Origin of the sequence: Eubacterium coprostanoligenes (assembly GCF_900167205.1) — a bacterium.
GTDB classification, from domain to species: domain Bacteria; phylum Bacillota; class Clostridia; order Oscillospirales; family Acutalibacteraceae; genus Eubacterium_R; species Eubacterium_R coprostanoligenes.
Genome location: NZ_FUWW01000023.1, coordinates 1 through 24,262, shown reverse-complemented (window position 1 = coordinate 24,262; position 24,262 = coordinate 1). Strand labels below are relative to the sequence as shown.

26 protein-coding genes, 2 tRNA genes, 1 rRNA gene and 1 riboswitch are annotated in these 24,262 nt (G+C 42.8%); of the genes, 24 read left to right on the top strand and 5 right to left on the bottom strand.

What is annotated here, in order from left to right; all coding sequences use genetic code 11:
* Positions 1-8: 8 nt before the first annotated feature.
* The 5 genes from B5D29_RS08100 to B5D29_RS08080 all read left to right on the top strand — a co-directional run bounded on the left by B5D29_RS08100 (position 9) and on the right by B5D29_RS08080 (position 1,201).
* Positions 9-84 (top strand) — tRNA-Lys (locus tag B5D29_RS08100).
* Between the two features lie 5 nt (positions 85-89).
* Positions 90-164 (top strand) — tRNA-Glu (locus B5D29_RS08095).
* A 61-nt stretch (positions 165-225) separates the two neighbouring features.
* A 5S ribosomal RNA gene (gene rrf, locus B5D29_RS08090) occupies positions 226-342 on the top strand.
* 174 nt (positions 343-516) lie between these two features.
* Entirely contained in the window at positions 517-813 is a 297-nt protein-coding gene (locus B5D29_RS08085) for a DUF3784 domain-containing protein (protein ID WP_078769062.1), read from the top strand.
* A 7-nt stretch (positions 814-820) separates the two neighbouring features.
* Complete coding sequence (locus tag B5D29_RS08080) at positions 821-1,201, top strand: hypothetical protein (protein WP_078769061.1); 381 nt, start codon at positions 821-823, stop codon at positions 1,199-1,201.
* A gap of 344 nt (positions 1,202-1,545) precedes the next feature.
* Here B5D29_RS08080 and pduL read toward each other — a convergent pair whose 3' ends face one another.
* Positions 1,546-2,124 (bottom strand): phosphate propanoyltransferase, encoded by a 579-nt coding sequence (gene pduL, locus B5D29_RS08075; RefSeq protein WP_078769060.1) that lies wholly within the window; start codon positions 2,122-2,124, stop codon positions 1,546-1,548.
* A gap of 126 nt (positions 2,125-2,250) precedes the next feature.
* On the opposite strand from pduL, the gene B5D29_RS08070 reads away from it, so the two are divergent.
* The 11 genes from B5D29_RS08070 (at position 2,251) to B5D29_RS08020 (ending at position 11,010) form a co-directional block, all read left to right on the top strand.
* Positions 2,251-2,610: a hypothetical protein gene (locus B5D29_RS08070; protein ID WP_078769059.1), complete on the top strand. Its 360-nt coding sequence runs from the start codon at positions 2,251-2,253 to the stop codon at positions 2,608-2,610.
* A 100-nt stretch (positions 2,611-2,710) separates the two neighbouring features.
* Complete coding sequence (locus B5D29_RS08065; RefSeq protein ID WP_242941765.1) at positions 2,711-3,199, top strand: ribosome maturation factor RimP; 489 nt, start codon at positions 2,711-2,713, stop codon at positions 3,197-3,199.
* A gap of 40 nt (positions 3,200-3,239) precedes the next feature.
* Complete coding sequence (gene nusA, locus B5D29_RS08060; RefSeq protein ID WP_341465263.1) at positions 3,240-4,316, top strand: transcription termination factor NusA; 1,077 nt, start codon at positions 3,240-3,242, stop codon at positions 4,314-4,316.
* Between the two features lie 22 nt (positions 4,317-4,338).
* Positions 4,339-4,608, top strand: a complete 270-nt coding sequence (gene rnpM, locus B5D29_RS08055; RefSeq protein ID WP_078769057.1) for an RNase P modulator RnpM — start codon at positions 4,339-4,341, stop codon at positions 4,606-4,608.
* On the top strand, positions 4,598-4,936 hold the full coding sequence (locus B5D29_RS08050; protein ID WP_078769056.1) for a L7Ae/L30e/S12e/Gadd45 family ribosomal protein: 339 nt from the start codon (positions 4,598-4,600) through the stop codon (positions 4,934-4,936). The genes rnpM and B5D29_RS08050 overlap by 11 nt, the downstream gene beginning before the upstream one ends.
* Positions 4,920-7,301, top strand: a complete 2,382-nt coding sequence (gene infB / locus B5D29_RS08045) for a translation initiation factor IF-2 (protein WP_078769055.1) — start codon at positions 4,920-4,922, stop codon at positions 7,299-7,301. The genes B5D29_RS08050 and infB overlap by 17 nt, the downstream gene beginning before the upstream one ends.
* 61 nt (positions 7,302-7,362) lie before the next feature.
* Positions 7,363-7,716, top strand: a complete 354-nt coding sequence (gene rbfA, locus B5D29_RS08040) for a 30S ribosome-binding factor RbfA (protein WP_078769054.1) — start codon at positions 7,363-7,365, stop codon at positions 7,714-7,716.
* Entirely contained in the window at positions 7,706-8,656 is a 951-nt protein-coding gene (locus B5D29_RS08035) for a DHH family phosphoesterase (RefSeq protein ID WP_078769053.1), read from the top strand. Before rbfA ends, B5D29_RS08035 begins: the two co-directional genes overlap by 11 nt.
* Positions 8,653-9,552 carry a tRNA pseudouridine(55) synthase TruB gene (gene truB, locus B5D29_RS08030; protein WP_078769052.1) on the top strand — a complete coding sequence of 300 codons (900 nt, stop codon included), beginning with the start codon at positions 8,653-8,655 and terminating at the stop codon, positions 9,550-9,552. Before B5D29_RS08035 ends, truB begins: the two co-directional genes overlap by 4 nt.
* Positions 9,552-10,370 carry a riboflavin kinase gene (locus B5D29_RS08025; protein ID WP_078769051.1) on the top strand — a complete coding sequence of 273 codons (819 nt, stop codon included), beginning with the start codon at positions 9,552-9,554 and terminating at the stop codon, positions 10,368-10,370. The genes truB and B5D29_RS08025 overlap by 1 nt, the downstream gene beginning before the upstream one ends.
* Positions 10,348-11,010 (top strand): HAD family hydrolase, encoded by a 663-nt coding sequence (locus B5D29_RS08020; protein ID WP_159443447.1) that lies wholly within the window; start codon positions 10,348-10,350, stop codon positions 11,008-11,010. The genes B5D29_RS08025 and B5D29_RS08020 overlap by 23 nt, the downstream gene beginning before the upstream one ends.
* A 69-nt stretch (positions 11,011-11,079) precedes the next feature.
* On the opposite strand, the gene B5D29_RS08015 is transcribed toward B5D29_RS08020, so the two are convergent.
* The gene (locus tag B5D29_RS08015; RefSeq protein ID WP_078769049.1) at positions 11,080-11,865 is read right to left on the bottom strand and encodes an asparaginase domain-containing protein; all 786 of its coding nucleotides are present in this window, start codon (positions 11,863-11,865) and stop codon (positions 11,080-11,082) included.
* The gene (locus B5D29_RS08010) at positions 11,858-13,942 is read right to left on the bottom strand and encodes a glycoside hydrolase family 95 protein (RefSeq protein ID WP_078769048.1); all 2,085 of its coding nucleotides are present in this window, start codon (positions 13,940-13,942) and stop codon (positions 11,858-11,860) included. Before B5D29_RS08010 ends, B5D29_RS08015 begins: the two co-directional genes overlap by 8 nt.
* Before the next feature lie 71 nt (positions 13,943-14,013).
* Positions 14,014-14,199: riboswitch (cobalamin riboswitch) on the top strand.
* A 110-nt stretch (positions 14,200-14,309) separates the two neighbouring features.
* Between B5D29_RS08010 and B5D29_RS08005 the strand changes: the two genes are divergently transcribed.
* The 8 genes from B5D29_RS08005 (at position 14,310) to B5D29_RS07970 (ending at position 22,602) form a co-directional block, all read left to right on the top strand.
* Positions 14,310-15,623, top strand: a complete 1,314-nt coding sequence (locus B5D29_RS08005; protein ID WP_078769047.1) for a fibronectin type III domain-containing protein — start codon at positions 14,310-14,312, stop codon at positions 15,621-15,623.
* A 203-nt stretch (positions 15,624-15,826) separates the two neighbouring features.
* Positions 15,827-16,573 carry a DeoR/GlpR family DNA-binding transcription regulator gene (locus tag B5D29_RS08000; protein ID WP_078769046.1) on the top strand — a complete coding sequence of 249 codons (747 nt, stop codon included), beginning with the start codon at positions 15,827-15,829 and terminating at the stop codon, positions 16,571-16,573.
* Position 16,574: 1 nt separating this feature from the next.
* A complete protein-coding gene (pfkB, locus tag B5D29_RS07995) occupies positions 16,575-17,477 on the top strand; it encodes a 1-phosphofructokinase (RefSeq protein WP_078769045.1) in 903 nt (300 codons plus the stop codon).
* A 53-nt stretch (positions 17,478-17,530) separates the two neighbouring features.
* A complete protein-coding gene (locus B5D29_RS07990; protein WP_078769044.1) occupies positions 17,531-19,492 on the top strand; it encodes a PTS fructose transporter subunit IIABC in 1,962 nt (653 codons plus the stop codon).
* Between the two features lie 70 nt (positions 19,493-19,562).
* Positions 19,563-19,829 carry an HPr family phosphocarrier protein gene (locus tag B5D29_RS07985; RefSeq protein WP_078769043.1) on the top strand — a complete coding sequence of 89 codons (267 nt, stop codon included), beginning with the start codon at positions 19,563-19,565 and terminating at the stop codon, positions 19,827-19,829.
* A 38-nt stretch (positions 19,830-19,867) separates the two neighbouring features.
* Positions 19,868-21,481 (top strand): phosphoenolpyruvate--protein phosphotransferase, encoded by a 1,614-nt coding sequence (gene ptsP / locus B5D29_RS07980; RefSeq protein ID WP_159443446.1) that lies wholly within the window; start codon positions 19,868-19,870, stop codon positions 21,479-21,481.
* 108 nt (positions 21,482-21,589) lie between these two features.
* Positions 21,590-22,261 carry a hydrogenase nickel incorporation protein HypB gene (gene hypB, locus B5D29_RS07975; RefSeq protein WP_078769041.1) on the top strand — a complete coding sequence of 224 codons (672 nt, stop codon included), beginning with the start codon at positions 21,590-21,592 and terminating at the stop codon, positions 22,259-22,261.
* The gene (locus B5D29_RS07970) at positions 22,261-22,602 is read left to right on the top strand and encodes a hydrogenase maturation nickel metallochaperone HypA (protein ID WP_078769040.1); all 342 of its coding nucleotides are present in this window, start codon (positions 22,261-22,263) and stop codon (positions 22,600-22,602) included. The genes hypB and B5D29_RS07970 overlap by 1 nt, the downstream gene beginning before the upstream one ends.
* 43 nt (positions 22,603-22,645) lie before the next feature.
* Here B5D29_RS07970 and B5D29_RS07965 read toward each other — a convergent pair whose 3' ends face one another.
* Together B5D29_RS07965 and B5D29_RS07960 are read right to left on the bottom strand one after the other, a co-directional pair.
* Positions 22,646-23,833, bottom strand: a complete 1,188-nt coding sequence (locus tag B5D29_RS07965) for a glycosyltransferase (protein WP_078769039.1) — start codon at positions 23,831-23,833, stop codon at positions 22,646-22,648.
* Between the two features lie 205 nt (positions 23,834-24,038).
* The coding region (locus B5D29_RS07960; protein WP_143406757.1) for an integrase core domain-containing protein at positions 24,039-24,262 on the bottom strand (224 nt) is incomplete at its 5' end.

Here is a 24,262-nt window from a genome sequence, read left to right as displayed (position 1 = left end):
AGAGCTATGCACCATTAGCTCAGTTGGTAGAGCACCTGACTCTTAATCAGGGTGTCCACGGTTCGAGCCCGTGATGGTGTACCATCTATGGCCCGTTGGTCAAGCGGTTAAGACATCGCCCTCTCACGGCGAAAACAGGAGTTCGATTCTCCTACGGGTCACCAAGACCTAAAGGAAAAGCCAACAGGTCACAAAAATAACTGTGATTAACAGTTACAGTTCATAGTCGGTGTTTATTACGCTGAGGGTCCACCCGTTCCCATACCGAACACGGTAGTTAAGCTCACGCGTGCCGAAAATAGTTGGAGGGCAGCCTCCTGTGAAAATAGGTCGATGCCGACATAAAAACAAACCACTCTTTCGAGTGGTTTATTTTTTATATTTGTGTTGACTTTATGCTTGAATTGTATCTGTACAGTCTTTAGGCGAACGCAGTTCGCCCTTACGGTTATTTCTTGTAGACAATACTTTCCTTTTGTGTTATATTGAATTTACAATTAGAATTGAGGTGGTTTTATGGCAATTTACATTGTTTTAACGGTGATTTTTCTTGTTTTCGGTATAATTTTTGCGTTCAATAAAGGCGATTTTTTAATTGCGGGTTTGAACACTTCCGAAAGCAATCAGAACGAGTATGATACTAAAAAAATCAACCGTATGTTTGCCGTTTTTTCTATTGTTGTTGCAGTCATTTCGTTTATCGGAATATTTGTCAACAAAGACTTTTATATGGTTGGAATTCTGTTCCCGGTGGTTGTTGTAGGCGTTGTTCTTTTGGTTATATTCTCCAACAAAATTTGTAAGAATAAGTGAGTTTGATATGGAAAATTTAGTTGAAAATTTGAAGCAAAAAATTAATAATAGTACTTCTCTTGAAGAAATTGTTGACATATTTTGCGAGGAGTGCAGTGCAGACCTGCCTGAAAAGAATTTTCTGTTTGAAACGGGTTTGTATCAGTTCACCTGCGATGAAGAGTACTATTTTTCGCTCGTTTTGCAATACAAAGACAGCGGTGACGAGTATGTTCAATTGCATACGGATGTTGTGTATCCGCCGAGTATGAAATACGAGGATTTTGCAAGCTGTGAGTGGATTGAAGATATAGATGAATTTAAGCAGTTTGTGCTTGCTTCGGAAGAATACAGGTTGTTGCAAACCGAGGCAATCTTTAAGGTTGATATTTATATTGAAGAAACATAAAAAATCCGTCTTATTTTAAGCTGTTGAGAAAGTTTCTGAATTTCGTTTTCTTGGGAAGGAAGATGTACCTCGTCAAAACATATTCCGTATAGAACAAAACATAGTTTTGCAAGTATACTACATATGTTTTTCCTCTTTCCAAAAAATTCACAGATTTTTTGGAAGGCTTTTTCTTTCGACTGAGCAAAAAACGAAAAACGCCAAAAACACCGTAAGTATCAAACTTACGGTGTTTTTAAAATCCTTCCTTCAACACTTCGTGTTGCTTCATCTTGAATAACAAGTGAAGGCATAATTTGTTAATTATATTTTGGCGTGTTTCAGGAACTTTATCAGCAGTCTTATTATTTGATAATAGTTCCCATTGTGTTTGGCTTCATACCTGCTGCATTTGCTTCGTCTGTGTCGATGTGCATAGCAAGTGCATAGCTGTCGCTTACTCTGACAACAACATCACCGAAAGTGAGGTTTCTGCCGTTTGCTGATGGAATTTCAACTGAAACGATTTCGCCGTTTGTAAGACCAAATTCCTCTGCGTCCTTTGTTGTTGCGTGGATGTGGCGCTTTGCTGCGATAACACCGCAAGCGATTTCAACTTCACCGCACGGACCAACGAGCTTGCAAGTGCCTGAACCCTCGATGTCGCCTGACTCTCTTACAGGAGCAACAACGCCGATTGAACGAGCATCTGTGAGAGAAAGCTCAACCTGTGTTGCATTTCTGCATGGACCGAGAATTGAAACTGCAGGGAATTCACCCTTTGTGCCGACAACTCTTACTCTTTCTTCACAAGCGAATTGACCCGGCTGTGAAAGCTCTTTCTTTACTGTGAGCTGATAGTCCTTGCCGAAAAGTGTTTCCAAATCTTCCTTTGATACATGAACATGACGAGCAGAAATTTCTACTACTACTTGATTAGCCATAATTAATCCTCCAAAATTAATTTCTTTTTTAACAGCTATATTTTATACCATTTTATATTGTTTTTCAACACTTAATTTGTTATTATTTAAGAAGTATGAATTTATTTGAAAGAACGGTTTGGTTTTATGTATAAAAATTGGAGCAAAAAGACGGCAAAAAGATTTTTAGTCGGCACTTTGATAACCTTTGTTGCATTTTTCGGACTGACTTTGATTTTGGTCGTTGCAATTTCGAGCAGAGATGATATAAACATTGCGATGTCGTTTGGCGAAAAGGTGCTTTTGTCGATTGTTTGTGCTCTTGTTCCCGTGTCGTCGCTTACAGGTTTTTGCGTGGGATTTATCAGAATCGATGAGTTGACGACAAAGCAAATTGTGCTTATGGTGGTATTTTGCATACCTATGGTGGTGCTGTCCGTGCCTTTCGGCTTTGCAATGCTTGCTCCGACGGTGGTAAAATGCCTGAAAATCCTACAAAAGACTTGACAAATATAAATTATAATATATAATATAGATAATCGAATGTAAATCAAAGTGAGGTGAACCCAACGGGTTCGCTTCTTTTTATTGTAGGGAGGATTGTGAATTGGCAAAGCCTACAACAGTGCAAAGGGTTGAGGAAATAATCAAGCCTATTGCAGACGAAATGGGATATGACCTTTGGAACATTCAGTTTGCAAAGGAAGGCTCGGATTGGTATCTGCGTATTTTTCTTGACAAAGACGGCGGAGTGGATATGAATGATTGCGTTGATTTTACTCACGCTATATCAAAACCGCTTGACGAGGCAGACCCTATCAGCCAAAGCTATATGATGGAGGTCAGCTCACCGGGAGTTGAAAGAGAACTTGTCAAGGATGAGCATTTTAAAAAATATATCGGCTCACCTGTTATGATGAGAACTATCAGAGCGATTGACGGAGTTCGTGATTTTAACGGAAAACTTGCAAGCTACGAAAACAAGGAAATCACCGTTGAACTTCAGGACGGTCAAACTGTTACGGTTAACAAAAAAGACACCTCTTATGTTAAACTTGATGATTTTGACATCAATGATTTTTCAAAAGAACTTTAATTAATTTTGAATTTTATACCGAAAGGATGAATAGGAAAAAATGATGAACAAAGAATTTTTTGAAGCAGTAAAAATGCTTACAGCTGAAAAAGGAATTCCGGAAGATTATCTTTACGAAAAGATTGCTGCCGCAATTGTTGTTGCCGCAAAGCACGATTACAACGGCAAGGACATTGTACATTGCGACATTGATCCGGAAAAAATGAACATTAAGGTTTATGTAACCAAGAATGTTGTTGAGGAAATTGAAGATCCTGACACAGACCTCACTATTGAGCAGGCACAGCTTATCCGCAAGAGTGCAAAGGTTGGCAAGACAATTGATATTCCGCTCAAAACAAAGGACTTCGGCAGAATCGTTGCTCAAACTGCAAAGCATGTTATCCGTCAGGGTATCCGTGAAGCAGAAAGAGGAAAGATGCTTGAAGAGTTCCAAAGCAAGAACCAAGAGCTTCTTTCTGCAAAGGTTAACAAGGTTGACCCTGTAACAGGTAATGTTTATCTCGAAATCGGTCACAGCGAGGCTGTTCTTCCAAAGGCAGAGCAAGTTCCGGGCGAAACATTTGTTGAAGGTCAAATCACAAAGATTTTTGTTGTTGATGTCAAGGATATGGGCAAAGGTCCAAAGGTTATGATTTCAAGAACTCATCCGGGTCTTGTAAGACGCCTTTTTGAAACAGAAGTTCCTGAAATTTTTGACGGCACAATCGAGATTATGAGCGTTTCCCGTGAGGCAGGCTCTCGCACAAAGATTGCCGTATATTCAAAGGACGAAAATGTTGATGCTGTCGGTTCATGTATCGGACCAAAGGGTCAGAGAGTTTCAAATGTTGTTGACGCTCTCGGCGGTGAAAAGATTGATATTGTAAAATACAGCACCGATCCTGTCGAGTTTATTTCTGCCGCACTTGCACCGTCAGATGTAATTTCTGTTGAAATTCTTGACGAGGAAGCAAAGTCTTGCAGAGCAACAGTTCCTGACGACCAGCTTTCACTCGCAATCGGCAACAAGGGACAGAATGTTCGTCTTGCCGCAAAGCTCACTTCTTGGAAGATTGACATCAAACCTGAATCAGGCTTCTACGAGGGTGCAAGCGAAAACACGGTTGAAGAATAATTTATTACAAAGGTGATAGCTTATGAAAACAAAAAAAGTACCTATGAGAATGTGCACAGGCTGTGGAGAAATGTTTGACAAGCGAACTCTTGTGAGAGTTGTCAAAAGTCCCGAGGGAGAGGTCAGCCTTGACCTCACAGGCAAAAAAGCCGGCAGAGGTGCTTATGTTTGCAAAAGCGCAGATTGCTTGAAGCAAGCAAGAAAAAAGCGTGCCTTTGAAAGAGCGTTTTCTATGAAAATAGAGGACAGCGTATACGATAAAATGGAAGAAGAAATTTCAAATGCCGAATAAAAAATATCTCTCAATGCTGGGAATGGCAAGAAGAGCGGGCAAACTTTCTATGGGTCACGATATGGCGCTCAAAGCCGTGATGGAACATAAAACCGAGCTTGTGATTTTTGCGTCGGATGTGTCACAGCGACTTGTTGGCGAATTTGATGTTGCCATAGAAAAGTCAAAGCACGATGTAACCGTGAGCATTATTCCCGAAACGATTAATGATATCCACAGAGCCTTGGGCTACAAGGCAGGAGTTATTACGGTTGACGACATAAATTTTTCCCGCAGAATAAAAGAATTGATTAATCAGGAGGAAAACGAGTATGGTAATAAAGATTAAGGTTTCCGATGTTGCAAAGGACTTCGGAAAGCAAAACAAAGAGATTATCGAAGTACTTGACCAATACTGCGAAGGTCCTGCAAAAAAAGCTGCAACTGCACTTAACGAGGATGAACTCAACATCCTTTTTGATAAACTTACACAAGCAAACAGCGTAAGCAATTTTGATGAATACTTTGCACAGAAAAAGACTGCTCCAAAGAAGAAGTCAGCTCCTAAAAAGGATGCAAAGAAAGACAAAGTCGACCCTAAAGACGAGGCTAAAAATAAGAAGCGTCAAAGTCAGGCTGCTATTCTTCAAATGGCAGAGCAGGCTGCAAAGAGAGCAGAAGAAAAAGCAAAGAAAAAGGCAGAGCAAGTACCTCAGGCAAGAACAAAGGGTGAGGCTCGTCATGTTGACACAAGAGTTAACAATGTTGACCTTGAAAAGTACAATCAGAAGTATGAGGATATTTCACCTGCAAACACAGTAGGCGATTATCAAAAGAAGCAAAAGCTTAACCAAAAGTCAAAGCAATACAGAAAGAAAAAGCCACAGGGCATGCACGCTCGCTCAAAGAAAGAAACAGAAGCACAGCGTCTTGCCCGTATTGCAGAGCAGAGAAAGAAGCAACAAATCAAGATTACAGTCGGTGACGAAATAACCGTCGGTGAACTTGCATCTCGCCTTCGTCTTGCTGCAAATGAGGTTATCAAGGCACTTATGAAGCTCGGTATGATGGTATCTGTAAATGAAGTTATCGACTATGATACAGCAGAAATCGTTGCAACAGAGCTTGGTGCAAAGGTAGAAAAAGAGGTTGTTGTTACAATCGAGGAACAGATTATCGAGGCAGAGGTTGAAAACGATGAAAACGCTGTAACCCGTCCTCCTGTTGTATGTGTTATGGGTCACGTTGACCACGGTAAGACATCTATCCTTGATGCTATTCGTAACACATCAGTTACATCAACCGAGGCAGGCGGTATCACACAGGCTATCGGTGCTTATCAGGTAGTAGCTCCTGATAAACAGGTTATTACTTTTCTTGACACACCGGGTCACGCCGCATTTACCGCAATGCGTGCAAGAGGTGCAATGAGCACGGATATTGCCGTTCTTGTTGTTGCTGCGGATGACGGTATTATGCCACAGACTATCGAGGCTATCAATCACGCAAAAGCAGCAGGTGTAGAAATTATTGTTGCCATCAACAAGATGGATAAAGAGGGTGCAAACCCTGACAGAGTTATGCAACAGCTCACAGAGCACGAGCTTGTTCCTGAAGAATGGGGCGGTGATGTTATCTGCGTTCCTGTTTCTGCAAAGACAAAAATGGGTATCGACAAACTTCTTGAAACAATCAACCTTGTTGCAGAAATGTGCGAACTCAAGGCTAACCCTGACAGAAGCGCAAGCGGTGTTGTTATCGAGGCAAAACTCGACAAGGGCAGAGGTCCTATTGCAACTCTCCTTGTACAAAACGGCACTCTCAATGCAGGCGATGTAATCGTTGCAGGCACAGCAGTCGGCAAGGTTAGAGCAATGGTTGACTGCCAGGGCAAGAAGATAAACAGTGCAGGACCGTCGGTTCCTGTTGAAATTATGGGACTTGACCAAGTTCCTATGAGCGGTGACCTCTTCAACGCCGTTTCTGACGAAAAACTTGCTCGTCAGCTTGTTGAACAGCGTAAGGCAAAGGCAAAGGAAGAAGAATTCAAGTCATTCCAGAAAGTTACACTCGACACCTTGTTCGACACTCTCCACGAGGGCGAACTTAAAGACCTCAACATCATCGTTAAGGCTGATGTTCAAGGTTCGGTTGAGGCTGTTAAGCAGTCACTTCTCAAGATTGAAAATGACGAGGTTAGAGTTAAGATTATCCACGGTGGTGTCGGCACAATCAACGAAAGTGATGTTATGCTTGCAAACGCTTCAAACGCAATAATCGTTGGCTTTGCAGTAGGTGTTGACCCAATCGCACAGGAAAGTGCAAACCGTGACGGTATTGAAATCAAGACTTACAATATCATCTATGACGCTATTGAAGATATTGAAAACGCTATGCGTGGTATGAGAGCACCTAAGTATCGAGATGTAGACACAGGTTCTGCGGAAGTTCGTGAGGTTTACAAAATTTCATCTGCCGGCACAATCGCAGGTTGTGTTGTTACATCAGGCAACATCAAGCGTGGCGGTAAGGTTAGAGTTATGAGAAACGGCAAGGAACTTGCAGATGTTGACATTGCTAACCTCAAGAGATTTAAGGACGAAGTTAAGGAAGTATCATCAGGTTATGAATGTGGTATCAGCCTTGCAGGCTTTGACGACATTCAGGCAGGAGATGTTTTCGAGGCTTATATTGTTGAAGAATACAGAGATTAATCAGTAGACTGCCGATAAAGCAAATTCAAATGCTTTCTCAACAGTCAGTGCAGGAGATTTTATGGCAGGATACAGAATAGACCGAATTACAGAAGATATAAAAAGAGAGCTTATCGCAATTCTCCGTGAGGTCAAAGACCCAAGAGTAGGCGGTATGCTCACAGTTGTTAAGGTAGATGTCAGCAACGATTTGAGCTATGCAAAGGTGTACATCAGCGCTCTTGAGGGCGTTGACAAGGCAAAGGAAGCAGTAAAAGGCTTAAAGGCGGCACAGGGATTTATCCGTGGTCGCCTCGGCTCATCGCTTCATCTTCGCAAAACACCGGAGCTTCGCTTTGTTGCTGATGACTCTATCGAAAAGGGAATGGAGCTTTTTGATAAGCTAAAGGGTATAGAAACTAAAGATGAAGATTAATGTTGAAAAGTGTGCAGGTTTGCTCAAAAAAGAGGATTGTTTTGCAATTCTCTGCCACGCTCATCCTGATGGTGATACCTTGGGAAGCGGATACGCACTGCTTCGTGCTTTGCAAAAATTGGGCAAACAGGCAAAACTTATTTGTGATGATCCTATTCCGACAAAATATGAATATCTTTATGACGATATAGAGGTTCAGGAGTTTGACGAGAAGTATGTTATCGCCGTTGATGTTGCAACGGAAAATCTTCTCGGCGGACTTCAGAACACCTATGGCGGAAAAATTGATTTGTGTATTGACCACCACGGCACAAACACAGATTACGCAAAGTATTTGCTTCTCAATGCGGATGCTGCCGCAAACTGCGAAATTATACTTAAAGTTATCAAGGCGCTTGGCGTTGACATTGACAAAAAAATGGCTGACTGCCTTTATACAGGCATAACAACCGACACAGGTTGCTTTAAGTATTCATCTGCGACATCAAATACATATCGTTCTGCTGCGGAACTTATCGACCTCGGTGCAGACAACGGCTATATCAATCGTGTTATGTTTGAAACAAAGACGAAAAAGTTTGCCGCTTTGGAGCGTCTTGCCATTGAGGGTATGCAATTTTTTCTTGATGAGAGAGTGTGCATCCTAACCGTAACAAACGAGATGTACAAAAAGACAGGCACAACCGAGCTTGACACCGAGTCGTTGCCTCCGCTCACCCGTCAAATTGAGGGTGTGGAAATCGGTCTTACCATTCGTGAAAAGGCAGACGGCACTTGCAAATGCTCAATCAGAACATATGAGAGCGTAAATGCGGCGGAACTTGCCTCGGCATTTGGCGGCGGAGGTCACAAGCAGGCGGCGGCTTGCAGATTTGATTGTGATGTAAAAAACGCAACAAAAATGCTTGTTGAAAAATCAAAGGAATTATTGCACATATGACGGGAATAATCTGTGTAAATAAGGAAAAGGATATAACCTCTTTCGGCGTGGTTGCAAAACTCCGAGGCATAACCAAGGAGCGAAAAGCCGGTCATACGGGCACCCTTGACCCGATGGCAACGGGTGTTTTGCCTGTTATGTTTGGCGGAGCAACAAGGTTTTTGAACTTTTTGCCCGACAGCGACAAGGGCTACCGTGCAACCTTTAAACTCGGAATGACAACGGACACTTTGGACATTACAGGTGAGGTGACTTCGCAAAGCGAGGTTGCGGTCACGGTTGATGATGTCAAAAGGGTGATGTGTGATTTTGTTGGGGTTATCGACCAAATTCCCCCTATGTACAGTGCAAAAAGTGTGGACGGAGTGCGTCTTTACGATTTGGCTCGAGAGGGCAAAACCGTGGAGCGTGAAGCGTGCAAGGTTGAAATCAAGGAGCTTGAATTGGTTGCTTTTGACGAAACCGAGCACATCTATCAAATTGATGTTCTTTGCAGTAAGGGCACATACATCCGTTCGTTGATTGATGACATCGGCTCGGCACTTGGTTGCGGAGCGGTTATGACAGAACTTTGTCGCACAAAGGCTATGGGATTTGATTTGTCGGATTGCGTAACTTTGGCAGAACTTCAGGAGCGTAAAGACAGTGGCAAAGGCTTCGATGATGTCCTTATCGACATTGAAAGAATGTTTGATTGTTACAAAAAGGTGAGAGTTTCGCCTGCGCAGTCAACAAGATTTTTCAACGGCGGAGCACTCGATATGAGCCGTGTTCGTGCAAGCATTGAGCAAAACGAGATTTGCACCGTGTACAGTGATAAAAACGAATTTTTAGGATTGGGACAAAGACAGGGTGACGAACTGAAGGTTCTTCGCATTTTGTCCGTTAGAGAATAATGAATACAGACAATAACAAAAAGCAGAGAATTGCGGTTGCACTCGGCGATTTTGACGGTATGCACCGTGCACATCAAACCGTCACCACGGGTGCACAAAAGGTTATTATTTTCTGCGTAAACAACAAATTTTCACTTCTTCAAAAAAGCATTTTTGAAAAGCGATTTCCAAATGCCGTTTTTGCGTCTTTTGATGATATAAAGAACTTGAGCGGTGAGGAATTTATTGACGACATTTTGATAGGCAGATTTCACGCAGGAATTGTTTTGTGCGGATTTAATTTTAAATTCGGCAAAAACGCTTCTTGGAGTGCTATGGATATGAGAAAGTATCTTGAGGCAAAAGATGTTTGGGTGCGTATTTTGGAGCACCTTGACTACAAGGATTTGCCGATTAGCTCAACGAGAATCAGAGAATGCGTCAAAAACGGGGAAATCAAGGATGCCAACAAGATGCTTGGCTATAATTTTACATTTGAAAATGAGGTTATCGGCGGTGACAAGCGGGGCAGAACAATCGGCTTCCCGACCATCAATCAGCATTTGCCGGATGGACTTATTGTGCCGAAGTACGGCGTGTACGAAAGCAGAACTTTTGTTGACGGCAAGGAGTACAAGTCCTTTACCAATATTGGAATTCGCCCGACTTGGAGGGTTGATAAGCCACTTTGCGAAACTCATATTTTTGATTTCAGCGGTGACCTTTACGGCAAAACCGTGAGGGTGGAGCTTATTGATTATAAACGAGAGGAAAAAATCTTCAAAAATGTTGAAGAACTCAAAGAACAACTTGATTATGACAAAAGCAGTATTGTTTGATTTTGACGAAACTTTGCAAGACAGAACCAAGGCTTTTGAAAAATATGCCTATGCGTTTTTGGATGAATTTTTGCCCGATTTGTCGGCAGAGGAACGGGAAAAACGCAAGAAAGATATGGAGGACACAGGCAACGGCGGTTATGTCAATCGTGTTGAATGGTGCACCGAACTTGTGAAAATGTGGGGATGGAAAAACGCTCCAGACCCAACTGTTCTTGCAAATCACTATGATGTCAATTTCGGTGATTACAATGTTATATTTGAAAATTCCGTTCCGCTCCTCAAAGAACTTCGTGCAAGGGGCTACCTCACGGGAGTGATTACAAACGGACCGTCAATTCTCCAAAATCACAAAATGGACAAAAGCGGACTTCGACCGCTGTGCGATATTGTGGTTGTCAGCGGTGATGAGGGCGTGCATAAGCCTGACCCACGACTTTTTGAGATTACAGCTGAACGACTCGGCGTTGAACCGGGCGAATGTGTTTATGTCGGCGACCACCCGATTAATGATATTCAGGGTGCACTCTCGGCAGGTATGAGGGCAATCCGTATGAACTTCGGTTGGTTCAAGGATAAGGATTTGCGTCCCGATGTGCCTGTGATTACCGATATTATTTATGTTTTAAAATATGTATAGAATTACAACAGCTTCCCTTGTTTCGGCATTTAGGGGAGCTGTTGTGTTTTTTGCGACTGTGGGAAATGATTATTCGAGTATGCTCATTGCATACGCATTTTCAATCGTTGTGCCAAAGATAATGTTCTCAATATCCTGTGCTGTTTCGTAGTCGGCACTCATTTTGTGGGTTACAAAATGATATGGGATGTTGAGCGACTTTGTAAATTCCTTTGCACTGTTCGGCACGGTTGCGGAATGATACATTTCAATAAGCACTTCGTCAACATTTTCAAGGTTGTATATGCCAAAGTCCATAGAAATATACGGTCTGATAATCAGCACATTTTTGTTGCTGATTTTTTTCTTGTTTGTCGGTTTGGGGAAGTGAGAAATTGCTCTGAACTCGTCATTGATGTCGGCGCTTGTGATGCAGTTCGCCTTTTTTATTCCGTTATATGATGCGTAAACTCCGTTGTTGCCTGCAAGAATGTGTGCAACCGCCGTGTCAAAATTCGTTTTTGCGTTGCTCAACGGATTTTCAACAGGCTTGTCGGAAGCAACAAGAACAATGTTTTTGTCGGCAAACGCATTGGCAATGATCGCTGATGTAAACGCAAGAGTGTCGCTTCCGTGGAGAATAATTACACCCTTGTATTTTGAAAAATCAACTTCGTCAAGGCAGTCAATGAGTTTCTGCCAAAGTGCTTTTGTCATATTTTCGCTCAACACCTTGAACGGAGAAACGGTGTCAAATTGCACATTGGTGTGCTCTGTGACATCCAGAATTTTCAGGCAGTTGTCGTCAAGCGAAATGCTTTCGCCCGCAACACTTCCGATTGTTCCGCCCAAGCCGATTACAAGAATTTTATTCATAAATCTCGCCTTTGTCAAACTTAATGTTAAGTTCTGTGCCGTCCTTACGCTTGATGCCCTTTGCGTAGCCCGACCATTCCTTTGGAATTGCACCTCTCACGAGCATTTCCGCAATGCCTGCCGAAACACCGAAGTTGCCGTCAATTTGGAACGGAGGGTGAGCGTCAAACATATTTGGATAGCTTCCGCCTCCCGGACGCTTCAAGCCTCTCGGATTGATTGGACGAAGTTGATTTTTGATGAGCTTCAAAGCGTTTTCAGCTTCGTCAAGTCTTGCCCAAAGGCAAACTTTCCAACCGAGTGCCCAGCCTGTGCCGTCAAAACCACGCTTCAAAAGTGATTTCTTTGCAGCTTCTCTGACCTCGTTTGGCTGTTCGACAGCCGATGGATAAACGCAGTAAAGATGGCTCACATGGCGGTGAGTGACTTCTGTTTCGTCGTATTCCTTTGCCCATTCGTTGATTCTGCCGTCAGAACCGATAGGGATGCTTGGAATTTCAGGAGTGTCAAAGCCAAGTTCGTTGCAGTTTTGGAAAAATTCCTGAAGAATACCGATATCCATTGTCGGCATATAGGTGAGGCAACCACGCTGACCGTTGTCGTTGAAAGTATTTTCGGGTGAACTTGACGGACAGGTAACCAAATTGCCCTCAAATTCAAAGAGATAATCTTTGTAAAAATTGAGTACCTTTTCAAAATACGGCTTCATTTCTTCAAACAAAAGCTCGTCTTTTGTGTAACGGTAGTGCTCAAAAACTTCATTGAGCATCCAAGGAAGTGAACTTTGCCAATAAGCGTAGCTTTCGGCGTCTGTTTTGCCGATTGGGTCGCCCGCAGGATAGCTTGCACCCCAGATGTCGCTGTTGTGGTGTGCAACCGAACCTGTGCAGTTATAGTAATCTTTTGCGGTAACTTCGCCGTTTATGCACATCTTTTTGACTTGCTCAAAGAACGGGTCAAAACATTCCGAAAGGTTGCAAATATCTGTGCACCAATAGTTCATTTCGGTGTTGATGTTGGTGGTGTAGCTTGATGACCACGGCGCACGCAAGTGAGGGTTGAATATGCCCTGAAGCGTCATTGCCTGTGTGCCCGAACGAGAACAGCAAATAGTGAGGTATCTGCCGTATTGGAAAAGGAGTGCAATGAGGTTGTTGTCGTCTGCACCTTTTTTGAATTGCTTCAATCTCTTGTCGGTCGGAACATCTGCTCTCTCACTGCCAAAATCAACATCAACTCTGCTAAACAGTGCGGAAAAATCGTCTGTGTGCTCACGCAAAAGTTCACCGTAAGGTCTGATGTTTACAAAATATTCCTTTGCCTTTTCAAGTGGGTCACCCTCCGGCATTGACTTGAAATCAACAAAGTTTGTTGCAAGCGACACCAAAAGAGTGAATTCTGTTTGGTTTGTAATCACGATTGCGTCATCGTCAAATCTTGCTGTGCCAAGCACCTTGACAGCGCCTGCAAAACTCATTCCGCCCTCGCCGTAATCAAACACATTGCCCGTGTTGTAGTACGGTGGCATACAAATCTCGGGAGCTTTGCCCTCGATAACAAGCATATCTTCATCGGTGTAGCACTTGTGATGAAGTTTGCTGAAAAGCTGAATTCTTGCGCTTATCGGCTCGTTTGCCTTTACATTAACCACCAAAAGCTGTGCAGGATGGCTCACAAAAACGGTTTGAGTGAGCAAGTCATTTTTTGTGGTGGACACACCTTTTTCAAGGTCAAGAGTGCGTTCGTAGCCTTTTCTGCTTGTTTTTGAATATTCAATGTTAAGGTCGCCGAACGGAAGATAAGCTTCACTCCAGTGACCGTGAAAATCTCTGTTTGCAATTTCTTTTGCGGTTTTGTGGTCGCCCGATAAAATTGCTTTTCTAAGCGGTTCAAGATATTTCCCGGCATCCTTTTTGTTCAAATCTTTTGGATAGCCCGACCACAGGCTGTCCTCGTTGAGAGCGATTCTCTCTGTTTTTAGGTTGCCGAAAACCATTGCACCGATTCTGCCGTTGCCGACAGGAAGTGCTTCCTCCCAAGCCTTTGCTTTTTTCTTATAAAATAAAATATTCTTCATAGCGGTTACCTCATATATTATTAATATTATTTTATTATATATATCATTATATTTCAAGAGTTTATTGACAAATTGATAATTAGGTGTATAATCAAGTAGAAATGGCTTAATTCAAACGGAATCGGGTGAGAATCCCGAGCAACCGCCATTACCGTATTTGATGAAGATTTTGCAACGCCATCGGTAACACGAGAAGGCGCAAAGTCAAGCAGTGCTATATCATAAGTCGGGAGACGAGTTTTAAGCTTAATTTTCGCTTTTGGGCAATGGGAAAGCAAGAAAATACAGTATAGTATAGGATTACTATACCCTTTTGCATTCTCTGTCTACACACAGAGTTTTTTTATTTATAAGGAGGTAAAAAGTAATGAAAAAACTATTATCGGTTTTGCTGTCGGCAGTTATGATTTTTTCGGCAGTAGTTCCTTTTTCAGCTTTGGCTGAAACAAAGGCCCTCGGTTTAAAAGAGGTTGTAACAGCACAGGTTGAGGCAAAGGCAGATATGCTCGGCGCAATGAACTATCTCAAGGCTTCAACACCGCAGACAGTTGCAAATTCGTATGAGGTGCACAAGTTTGCACAGGCAGGCGGAGATGTGTCGGAATATCTCACTGCACTCGAAAGCAATCTCAAGGCAAACAACGGCAAAATTATGGCAAGACAGGCTAAAGAAACCGAAGATTCGGAAAACCTTGTTTACTATGCCGTTGCCATTGATATTTTGACAATTCTCGGCAAGGATGTAACAAACTTCGGCGGTTACAATGTTAAGCAAGCGTTCGAAACTTTTGCACAGACAAACAAGAATGTTTCAAATCCGTATTTTTACAGATGTATTGTTGAGGCTTGCAAGGCAATCGGCAATGACGAATTGGCAAGGGATTTGATTGACCAAATGTCAAAGAGCTATAAGGTTGGCTCGGGTCTTGACAATTGGGGCTATTCTTGTGACAATACTTCGGTATATGTAGCAACCGTTGCACCGTATAAAGCTTATTATCAAACTAATTATAATGATGCTCTAAAATTGATTGCTGGTTATAAAAAAAATAAAGGCTATTGTTATCAAACAACATTTGAAGAAAATGCCAATTCAACTGCAATGGCTCTTATGGCTTATTCCGCAGCAGGCGATTTCGACAAGGCTTATGAGGCTTATCAGCTTCTCAAAAATTTTGAAAGCAAGAACAACAACGGTGTATTTATGGCTGCCGATTGGAAAACAGGTGCTATGACTGAAAATCAGCTTGCAACAGCAGATGCGCTTCGTGCACTTTCATATTTTGACGATGCTTGCGAGCAGAAAATCAAGGATTTGTCAAATTCCGATTCGACAAAACCAACACAGCCTGCACCAACTATAAAACCCGAAACTGCAAAGCCACAGTTAACAACACCTGCAAAGACAAAGGTTCAAAAGATTTCAACAGGCAAAAAATCAATCACAGCACAGTGGAAAAAAGTTGCCGGCGTTTCTGCTTATCAGGTTCAAATCGCAACAAACAAGAAGTTCTCAAAGAATAAAAAGACCTTCAAGGTAAGCAAAAAATCAACAAAGGTTAAGATTAAAAAACTCAAAGCTAAAAAGGTATACTATGTTCGTGTTCGTTCGTACAAGAAAGTAAACGGCAAAAAGGTATACTCAAAGTGGTCAACCATACGAAAGGTTAAAACTAAATAATTAAGATTAATTTAAATGCTCACTTTTGTGACCGAATGAATAAAATCGGTCAAAAGTGGGCATTTTTGTTTTTGTATTAGTGTAATTTAAACAACAAAAAGGGCAAAAATACGCAAATGTGCCGAAAGTTATTGATTGATATTGACCGAATTTGATTGAATTGCTATAATTTGGGTAGAAAGTGAAACCTATGGTGATTGAAAATGCTTACACAGGAAAGACGACAAAGAATTTTAGATTTGGTACTTCACAAAGGCTCGGCAAGTGTAACGGAGCTCAGCCGGGAATTTGATACCTCGGAAAGTATAATCAGGCGAGATTTGGTGGCGCTCTCAAATTTGGGAAAACTAAACAAGGTGCACGGCGGTGCAACGGTTTTGTCGCAGGAGTTTGTAAATAACGAGGATAATAATGAAGAAAAGTTTTTGAAAAATATTGATGAAAAAACCTTGATTGCAAAATATTGTGCAGAGCAAATTAATGATGACGACTTCGTTTTTTTGGACGCAGGCACAACAACCTATCTTATGATAGATTATCTTAAGGGTTCAAAGGCAACCTTTGTCACAAACGGAATTTCGCATTGTAAAAAACTTGCACAGGTTGGTTGCAAAGCGTTCATTGTGGGTGGCGAGGTTAAGGCTACTACGGATGCAATCATAGGACTTGCGGCGGCAAAGAATTTGCAAAAGTACAACTTTTCAAAGGCATTCATCGGCACAAACGGAGTCAGCGAAAAACAAGGTTGCACAACTCCCGATACCGATGAGGCGATGTTGAAAGCGGTGGCGGTTGAAAAAAGTTTTGTCACCTATGTTTTGGCAGACAGTTCAAAATTCGGCAAGGTTTCGGCGGTGACATTTGTGCCAATTGATGAGGTTTGTATTGTCTGCGACAAATGCGAGGACGAGGCAATCAAGGAACGAACGGTTATAAAGGAGGTAGTGTGATATGGTTTATACGATTACATTGAATCCGGCACTTGATTATGTTATGAAAGTCGGAAAACTCAGGTATGACGACATAAATCGTTCTTCGAGTGAGGAAATTTATTACGGCGGAAAAGGCATAAATGTGTCGGTGATTTTGACGAGGCTCGGCGTTCACAACAGGGCGCTCGGATTTGTGGCAGGCTTTACGGGCAGAAAGCTCGAGCAAATGCTTGTCGAGGAAGGTATTGATTGCGATTTCAACAGGCTCAAAGAGGGTCAAACCCGAATCAATGTCAAGATAAAGGCAGACACGGAACTTGATGTCAACGCACAGGGTCCTGACATAAATGAACTTGAAATCAACGAGCTTATGGAAAAACTTGACGACATCAAAGAGGGCGACTTTTTGGTGCTTGCAGGTTCAATTCCAAGCACTTTGCCCGATGATATTTATGAGAGAATTTTGGCAAGATTGCAAAAACGAAAGGTCAATTTTGTGGTTGACGCAACAGGTGATTTGCTGAAAAATGTTTTGCCGTACAAACCGTTTTTGGTTAAACCTAATCATCACGAACTCGGCGACTTGTTCGGAGTTGAAATAAAGACCGAGGAAGATATAGTTAAGTATGCAAAAAAGGTTCAGGAAATGGGCGCAAGGAATGTGCTTGTTTCAAGAGCAAAGGACGGCGCAACGCTGATTGACGAAAACGGCAATGTAACAACAATCGGCAATGTTGACGGCAAGGTGGTCAATTCGGTTGGCTGCGGCGACAGTATGGTGGCAGGTTTTGTGGCAGGATACATCAACAAAAAAGATTATGCCTATGCTTTGAAACTCGGAGCTTCTTGCGGAAACGCAACTGCTTTTTCAGAGGAACTTGCAACAATTGACGAAATAAAAAATGTGTTTGAGCGTATGTAACAAAAGCATTTGGGAAGATGCTTTGATATAAAACATAATTAGGAGGGAAAATTATGAGAATAATTGATTTGTTAAAATCCGGTGCAATCGAACTGAATACATCGGTAGCAACAAAAGAAGAAGCTATTGACAAACTTGTGGCACTTCACGACGCAGTCGGCAATTTGGCAGACCGTCAGGAGTACAAACATGCAATCTTGCTTCGTGAAGAACAAGGCACAACAGCCATTGGAGAGGGTATTGCAGTGCCTCACGCAAAGAGCGACAGCGTAAAAGTTCCGGGTTTGTCTGCAATTACTGTTAAGGGTGGTGTTGATTACGAAGCGCCTGACGGAAAACCGTCCGACATTTTGTTTATGATTGCAGCGCCTATGGATGGTGATTTGCACCTTGAAATCCTTTCAAGACTTATGGTTATGCTTATGGAGCCTGAATTTTGCAACGCACTTCGCAACGCAAAGACAGCAGGCGAGTTCTTGCAAATCATCGACAAGAAAGAAAGCGAAAAATATCCTGACGAGGTGAAAAAACCTGTTAAAAAAGACGGATACAGAATCCTTGCGGTAACAGCGTGCCCGACAGGCATTGCTCACACCTATATGGCAGCCGAGGCTTTGGAAAAGGCAGGCGAAAAGATGGGTTATCCGCTCAAGGCTGAAACAAACGGTTCGGGCGGTGCAAAGAATGTGCTCACAAAGGCAGAAATCGCAAATTGTGACGGTATCATCATTGCCGCAGACAAGAATGTTGAAATGGCAAGATTTGACGGCAAGCCTGTTGTAAAAACTTCTGTTTCAAACGGTATCAACAAGCCTGAAGAACTTATTCAAAGAATTGTTGACGGCAAAGCTCCTGTTTATCACGAAGAGGGCGGAGCAACTGCTTCAGCCGATGATGATTTGGAAAAAGAAAGCTTCGGTCACAAGATTTATAAGCACCTTATGAACGGCGTTTCACATATGCTTCCGTTCGTTGTCGGTGGTGGTGTCCTCATTGCACTCGGCTTCCTCATTGATACACTTATGGGCAACGCAACAATGCCTGACGGTTCAGCAAACGGTTCGTTCGGCTTTACAAGTTTTGCGGCTTCCGTTCCCTTTTGGATTGGTAAGGTTGCATTTGGCTTTATGCTTCCTGTTCTTGCAGGTTATATTGCTCAATCAATTGCAGACCGACCGGGCTTGCTTCCTGGTATGATCGGCGGTATGATTGCCGCACAGGGCTACACCTTTAATTCAATGTTTGAAAATCAAAATATGGTCGGCGATTCAACGGCTGTTTCGGGCTTCCTCGGTGCACTTTTTGCCGGCTTTGCAGCAGGTATCATCGTAAATCTTCTTAAAAAAGTATTTTCGTGGCTTCCAAAAGCAATGGACGGAATCAAGCCTGTATTCCTTTATCCGTTGTTTGGCACTTTCCTTGTAGGTGCGTTGATGTGCCTCATCAACCCTGTTATCGGTGTTCTCAACACAGCGGTTTCAAACGGTCTTTCATCACTCGGCGAAACAAGCCAAATTCTTCTTTCAATCGTTCTTGCCGCAATGATGGCAACCGATATGGGCGGTCCTTTCAACAAGGCGGCTTATGTATTCGGCACAGCGGCTATTGCAGACGGTAACACTTGGATTATGGCGGCTGTTATGATTGGCGGTATGGTTCCTCCTATCGCAATCGCTCTTTCAACAACATTTGCAAAGAAGTTCTGGACTGAAGAAGAAATCAAGAGTGGTCCCGTTAACTACCTTATGGGTCTTTGCTTCATCACAGAGGGCGCAATCCCTTACGCTGCATCTGATCCGCTCAGAGTTATCCCATCTTGTATGGTCGGCTCTGCACTCGCAGGTGCACTCACAGCAGTGTTCCATGTAACCTGCCCTGCACCTCACGGCGGTATCTTCACATTCGCAGTTTGCGAACACCCTCTTCTTTATATCGTTGCTCTTGTGGCAGGTTCGCTTCTCGGCGGAGTTGTTCTCACATTGCTCAAGGCGCTTACATCAAAGAAAAAGGCGTAAAAACTACAAAACAAAATATCAATCGGGAGGGCTTATCCCTCCCGTTATAGAGAAATAAGAGGTAATTATTATGGTATCAAAGAGTTTTACAATCAAGAATAAAATGGGATTTCATATGCGTCCCGCAAATGTTTTTGTAACAGAAATGACAAAGTTTGCGTCTGATGTTGAAATCGAGATGGACGGCAAAAAGATTAACGGCAAAAGCATTATGAACATTATGGCGGCTTGCATCAAGTGCGGCAGTGAAATCACCGTTGAATGTTCGGGCGCAGACGAGGCAGAGGCTCTTGCAGAGGCAACACAGCTTATCGAAAGCGGATTCGGCGAAGAATAATTAACAATTCAAATCAACACAGAAAGAGGGGAAATGTTATGCTAAAGGGTATCGGTGCTTCCCGTGGATACGGAATAGGCAAGGCTGTTGTTATAAAGGATTGCAACCTTGATTACAAGCAGGTGAAATATGCAGGTGCAGAGGAGGAAAAGCAAAAACTCCACACCGCAGTTGACACCTTTGTTGAAGAAACCAAGACACTTGCCGAGAATTTGAAGCAGAGTGCCGGCGAAAAGGAAGCGGAGATATTGGAGGGTCATTTGGTGATGCTTCAAGACCCGTTTATGCTTGCACAGATGGAAGAAAACATTGACGGCGGAATGACTGCCGAGGCAGGCGTTGACACGGTTTGCTCAATGTTTATTGATATGTTCTCCGGTGTTGATGACGAACTTACCCGTCAACGAGCTTCGGATATTAAAGACATCAAGGACAGCTTGTTGAGAATTTTGCTTGGCGAGGATGCTGTTGATATTTCGGCAGTGCCTAAAAATTCGGTGCTTATCGCAAAGGATTTCACCCCGTCTATGACTTCCCAAATCAACAAGGACAATGTTTCGGCAATTGTTACGGAAGTCGGCGGTGTAACAAGCCACAGTGCAATTCTTGCAAGGGCAATGGGCATACCGGCGGTGTTGTCGGTTGTCGGTGCTGTTGACAGCATTGCAGATGGCGAACAGCTCATAGTTGACGGATTTAAGGGCAAGGTATTTATTTCTCCAAGCGATGCGGAGCTTGAGGAATATTCCGCAAAGCAACAGGCTTATCTTGAAGAAAGAGAAAGCCTAAACGAATATTTCGGCAAACCGACTGTTACAAAAAGCGGTATTGTCAAAAAGGTTTACGGAAATATCGGCAAAGCCGAAGATGCGCAAAATGTTGTGCAAAACGGCGGTGAGGGAATCGGACTTTTCCGCACGGAATTCCTCTTTATGGACAGAGAGCATCAGCCAACCGAGGATGAGCAGTTTGAGGCTTATTCAACCGTGGCAAAGGCTATGGACAACAAGGAGGTCATCATCCGCACCCTCGACATCGGCGGTGACAAGGCTATTGATTATCTTTCTATCGAAAAAGAGGATAATCCGTTTTTGGGCTACCGTGCAATCAGATATTGCCTCGGCAACAAGGAGTTGTACAAAACACAGCTTCGTGCAATTTTGCGTGCGGCACAATTCGGCAATATCAAAATTATGCTTCCTTTGGTTACAACCGTTGACGAGGTGAAGCAGGCAAAGGTTTTGATTAAGGAATGTTGCGACGAACTTGAAAACGAGGGACTTCGTTACAGAAATGTACCTGTCGGTGTTATGATTGAAACTCCGTCGGCGGCACTGATTTCCGATTTGCTTGCCAAGGAGGCAGAGTTCTTCTCTATCGGAACAAACGATTTGACAGGTTACACAATGGCGGTTGACCGTGGCAATGCAAATGTCAGCTATCTTTATGATGTTTTTCAGCCTGCGGTTCTCCGTGCAATAAAAATGACAATTAAGAATGCCAAGGCAGCAGGTATTCAGGTTGGTATGTGTGGCGAAGCGGCGGCAGACGAACGCTTAATCCCTATGCTTATCGACTGGGGACTTGACGAATTCAGCGTCACACCGTCCTCAATCCTCCAAACAAGAAAAAGCATATGCTTGAATGATTAATCAAAAAGCAACGATTTTCTACGGCGGGAGAATCGTTGCTTTTTACTTGACAATATTATTTATAAAATATACAATATTATTTGTACTAATATGAAAGGTAACTTTGTTATGAGTGAATTTAAGGTAATAGAAATTAAAAGATCTGTTTTTGAAAATAACGACAGAGAGGCAGACAAGGTTCGTGAGCAGCTCAAAAAGGACAGAACCTTTTTGCTCAATCTTATGTCCTCACCGGGTTCGGGCAAAACAACAACCTTGAAAGCAACAATCAAGGCTCTCAAGGATGAATATAAAATGGGAGTTATGGAGGCAGATATTGATTCCGATGTTGACGCAAGAGCAATTGAAGAAGCAGGCGCAAAGTCGATTCAGCTCCACACAGGCGGAATGTGCCACCTCGATGCAGGAATGACAAAGCAAGGTCTTGACAGCTTTGACGCAAGCGATTTTGAATTTGTTGTGCTTGAAAATGTCGGCAACCTTGTTTGCCCGGCTGAATTTGACACGGGCGCAAGCAAAAACGCAATGATTTTGTCAGTCCCGGAGGGTGACGACAAGCCACTCAAATATCCGCTTATGTTCTCGATTTGCGACTGTGTTCTCATCAACAAAATTGACACAAAGAGCGTGTTTGATTTTGATGACGAGGCTGTTGTTGAGAGAATTAAGAAACTCAATCCGAAGGCGGAAATTTTCTTTGTCAGTGCAAAAACAGGCGAGGGAATGGACAAGTGGTTTGATTGGCTCAGGGGTCAAATCAACGCTTGGAACAACGACTGATGCACGAGCTGGGGCTTGTATGCCAGGTGGTCAAAACCGTTGACGAAGTGATGGCTGAAAATAATTTGACCGAACTTGACGAGATTGTTTTGCAAGTGGGCGAAATGAGTGATGTTGTGCCGAAATTTCTTGAAGAAGCGTGGCAGGCAACAGCACCCACAACGGAGTATCCCGATGCAAAAATGACGGTGGAGGTTATGCCGGCTTTGGCAAAATGCCTCGATTGTGGCTACGAGGGGCATGTCAAAACCTTTGTGCCCGATTGTCCGATTTGTTCGTCAGGCAATCTCAAAATTGTATCAGGCAAACAATTTGACATAAAAGAGATAGTAGCGAAATAAAATCAACGAAAAAGCACCGCAAAATCTGCGGTGCTTAATTTGTTTAGTATTCGTATTTGCCGTGCGGTGTTGATTTGAATTTGTCAATCACAACTTGGTATCTTTCGTATGCCTTGGCAATGCTTTCGTCCCAGCTGATGTAAATCTCATCACGAGCGTTCAAGCCGACACGGTTGAGCAAATCTTTGTTGTCAATGATTTTGTCGATTGTCCTTGCGACGCTGTGAGCCGATTCAAGACAAATAAATCCTGTTTCGCCGTCCTTGATTCCCTCACTTGCGCAACTGTCGTGCACAACAATCGTCGGTGTGGCGCTTGCCGCAGCTTCACGCACAACAAGACCGTTTGTGTCAAAAATAGATGGGAACACTTGCAAATCAGCAGTGCCGTAGTACATTTGTAGTTCGGTTCTGTCAAGAATTTGACCTGTGAAAATTACCTTGTCGTTGAGCCCGAGCTTTGCGCAATATCTTTTGATTTGGTTTTCTTCGGGACCCATACCGACCATAATCATCCTGAAATCTCTGCCTTCGTCTTTGAGGAGCTTGCAGGCATCAAGAGTGATTCGGATATTTTTGTACCACATCATTCTGCCGACAAAAAGCAAAATCGGCACATCGTTTGGGATGTTGTGCTTGCGCCTCATCATAGCTTTCATATCGTCCGTTGTGTCAAATTTTGGCAAATCACAGCCGTTTGGCATAACGACATAGTCGCCCTCGTATCCGATTTTTCGCAGGCTGTCAACTGTTCCGTGGCTTGTAACCCACACTTCGTCTGCCGACTTGATGTTGTTGAGCAAAAAGCCGTATGCTCTGTGACGAATTGCCCAAATCGGAACTCTGTCCTCAATGTCGTATTCGTATTTTGTGTGATATGTTAAAACCTGCGGAATACGGAAAATTCTGTTTATTCTCCTGTAAAAATAGCTTGTGGCTATCGGGCAGTGAGAATGCAGAATGTCAACATTTTTTGCAATGATGTCGGTTGCAAATTTTTCCTTGAACGGCCAGCCGACAGGATAACCCTCGCCAAAGGTAAAAAGACTTTGGTATCTGTAAATCTCATAAGGGTATTTGTAGTCCTCTTGGTTTGGATTTTTAGGGGTTACTACAATGGCTTCGCCGTATTTTTCGTTGATTATATCCGCATAGCATTTGGCAACCGTGCTGATGCCGTCAATCGTTGGCGGAAAAGCCTCAGTGCCTATTGCGATTTTTAGTTTGTTCATAAGATGTCTCCTTATTCTTCGCTCTCCAATTATAGCATAGTGTCGTTGCGTAGTCTACATCAAAATATTTAATTAATTTATTTTTAATCTTGTTCATTTGTCAATGATGTGACACCGAGATATTAAAATAAAAAGTATTGGGAAAAGGACAATGTGATGATTAAACGGAGCGTAGCGAAGTGAAATCATCACATTGTCGGCGGCTTTAATCAACGATGTATTCGAGTTCTGCTCGTTTTTGTAATGGTGATTTCCAACCCAAAACAGACATAGGTATGTTGTTTGAACGTTTGAGATATTGTTTCATTTGAACAATTAAATCATCGTAAGAGTAAAAGCTCAAATAATTGTAAAATCTTTCTTGGTCATTTCTGTGGCTTCTTTCAACCTTTCCGTTATGCCAAGGTGTTCTTGGTCTGATAAGCTTGT

What these genes read in the sequence shown, in the direction of transcription:
- B5D29_RS08085 (WP_078769062.1), top strand. Translation starts at nt 517, where the DNA reads ATGGCAATTTACATTGTTTTAACGGTGATTTTTCTTGTTTTCGGTATA.
- B5D29_RS08080 (WP_078769061.1), top strand. Translation starts at nt 821, where the DNA reads ATGGAAAATTTAGTTGAAAATTTGAAGCAAAAAATTAATAATAGTACT.
- pduL (WP_078769060.1), bottom strand. Translation starts at nt 2,124, where the DNA reads ATGGCTAATCAAGTAGTAGTAGAAATTTCTGCTCGTCATGTTCATGTA.
- B5D29_RS08070 (WP_078769059.1), top strand. Translation starts at nt 2,251, where the DNA reads ATGTATAAAAATTGGAGCAAAAAGACGGCAAAAAGATTTTTAGTCGGC.
- nusA (WP_341465263.1), top strand. Translation starts at nt 3,240, where the DNA reads ATGATGAACAAAGAATTTTTTGAAGCAGTAAAAATGCTTACAGCTGAA.
- rnpM (WP_078769057.1), top strand. Translation starts at nt 4,339, where the DNA reads ATGAAAACAAAAAAAGTACCTATGAGAATGTGCACAGGCTGTGGAGAA.
- B5D29_RS08050 (WP_078769056.1), top strand. Translation starts at nt 4,598, where the DNA reads ATGCCGAATAAAAAATATCTCTCAATGCTGGGAATGGCAAGAAGAGCG.
- infB (WP_078769055.1), top strand. Translation starts at nt 4,920, where the DNA reads ATGGTAATAAAGATTAAGGTTTCCGATGTTGCAAAGGACTTCGGAAAG.
- rbfA (WP_078769054.1), top strand. Translation starts at nt 7,363, where the DNA reads ATGGCAGGATACAGAATAGACCGAATTACAGAAGATATAAAAAGAGAG.
- B5D29_RS08035 (WP_078769053.1), top strand. Translation starts at nt 7,706, where the DNA reads ATGAAGATTAATGTTGAAAAGTGTGCAGGTTTGCTCAAAAAAGAGGAT.
- truB (WP_078769052.1), top strand. Translation starts at nt 8,653, where the DNA reads ATGACGGGAATAATCTGTGTAAATAAGGAAAAGGATATAACCTCTTTC.
- B5D29_RS08025 (WP_078769051.1), top strand. Translation starts at nt 9,552, where the DNA reads ATGAATACAGACAATAACAAAAAGCAGAGAATTGCGGTTGCACTCGGC.
- B5D29_RS08020 (WP_159443447.1), top strand. Translation starts at nt 10,348, where the DNA reads ATGACAAAAGCAGTATTGTTTGATTTTGACGAAACTTTGCAAGACAGA.
- B5D29_RS08015 (WP_078769049.1), bottom strand. Translation starts at nt 11,865, where the DNA reads ATGAATAAAATTCTTGTAATCGGCTTGGGCGGAACAATCGGAAGTGTT.
- B5D29_RS08010 (WP_078769048.1), bottom strand. Translation starts at nt 13,942, where the DNA reads ATGAAGAATATTTTATTTTATAAGAAAAAAGCAAAGGCTTGGGAGGAA.
- B5D29_RS08005 (WP_078769047.1), top strand. Translation starts at nt 14,310, where the DNA reads ATGAAAAAACTATTATCGGTTTTGCTGTCGGCAGTTATGATTTTTTCG.
- B5D29_RS08000 (WP_078769046.1), top strand. Translation starts at nt 15,827, where the DNA reads ATGCTTACACAGGAAAGACGACAAAGAATTTTAGATTTGGTACTTCAC.
- pfkB (WP_078769045.1), top strand. Translation starts at nt 16,575, where the DNA reads ATGGTTTATACGATTACATTGAATCCGGCACTTGATTATGTTATGAAA.
- B5D29_RS07990 (WP_078769044.1), top strand. Translation starts at nt 17,531, where the DNA reads ATGAGAATAATTGATTTGTTAAAATCCGGTGCAATCGAACTGAATACA.
- B5D29_RS07985 (WP_078769043.1), top strand. Translation starts at nt 19,563, where the DNA reads ATGGTATCAAAGAGTTTTACAATCAAGAATAAAATGGGATTTCATATG.
- ptsP (WP_159443446.1), top strand. Translation starts at nt 19,868, where the DNA reads ATGCTAAAGGGTATCGGTGCTTCCCGTGGATACGGAATAGGCAAGGCT.
- hypB (WP_078769041.1), top strand. Translation starts at nt 21,590, where the DNA reads ATGAGTGAATTTAAGGTAATAGAAATTAAAAGATCTGTTTTTGAAAAT.
- B5D29_RS07970 (WP_078769040.1), top strand. Translation starts at nt 22,261, where the DNA reads ATGCACGAGCTGGGGCTTGTATGCCAGGTGGTCAAAACCGTTGACGAA.
- B5D29_RS07965 (WP_078769039.1), bottom strand. Translation starts at nt 23,833, where the DNA reads ATGAACAAACTAAAAATCGCAATAGGCACTGAGGCTTTTCCGCCAACG.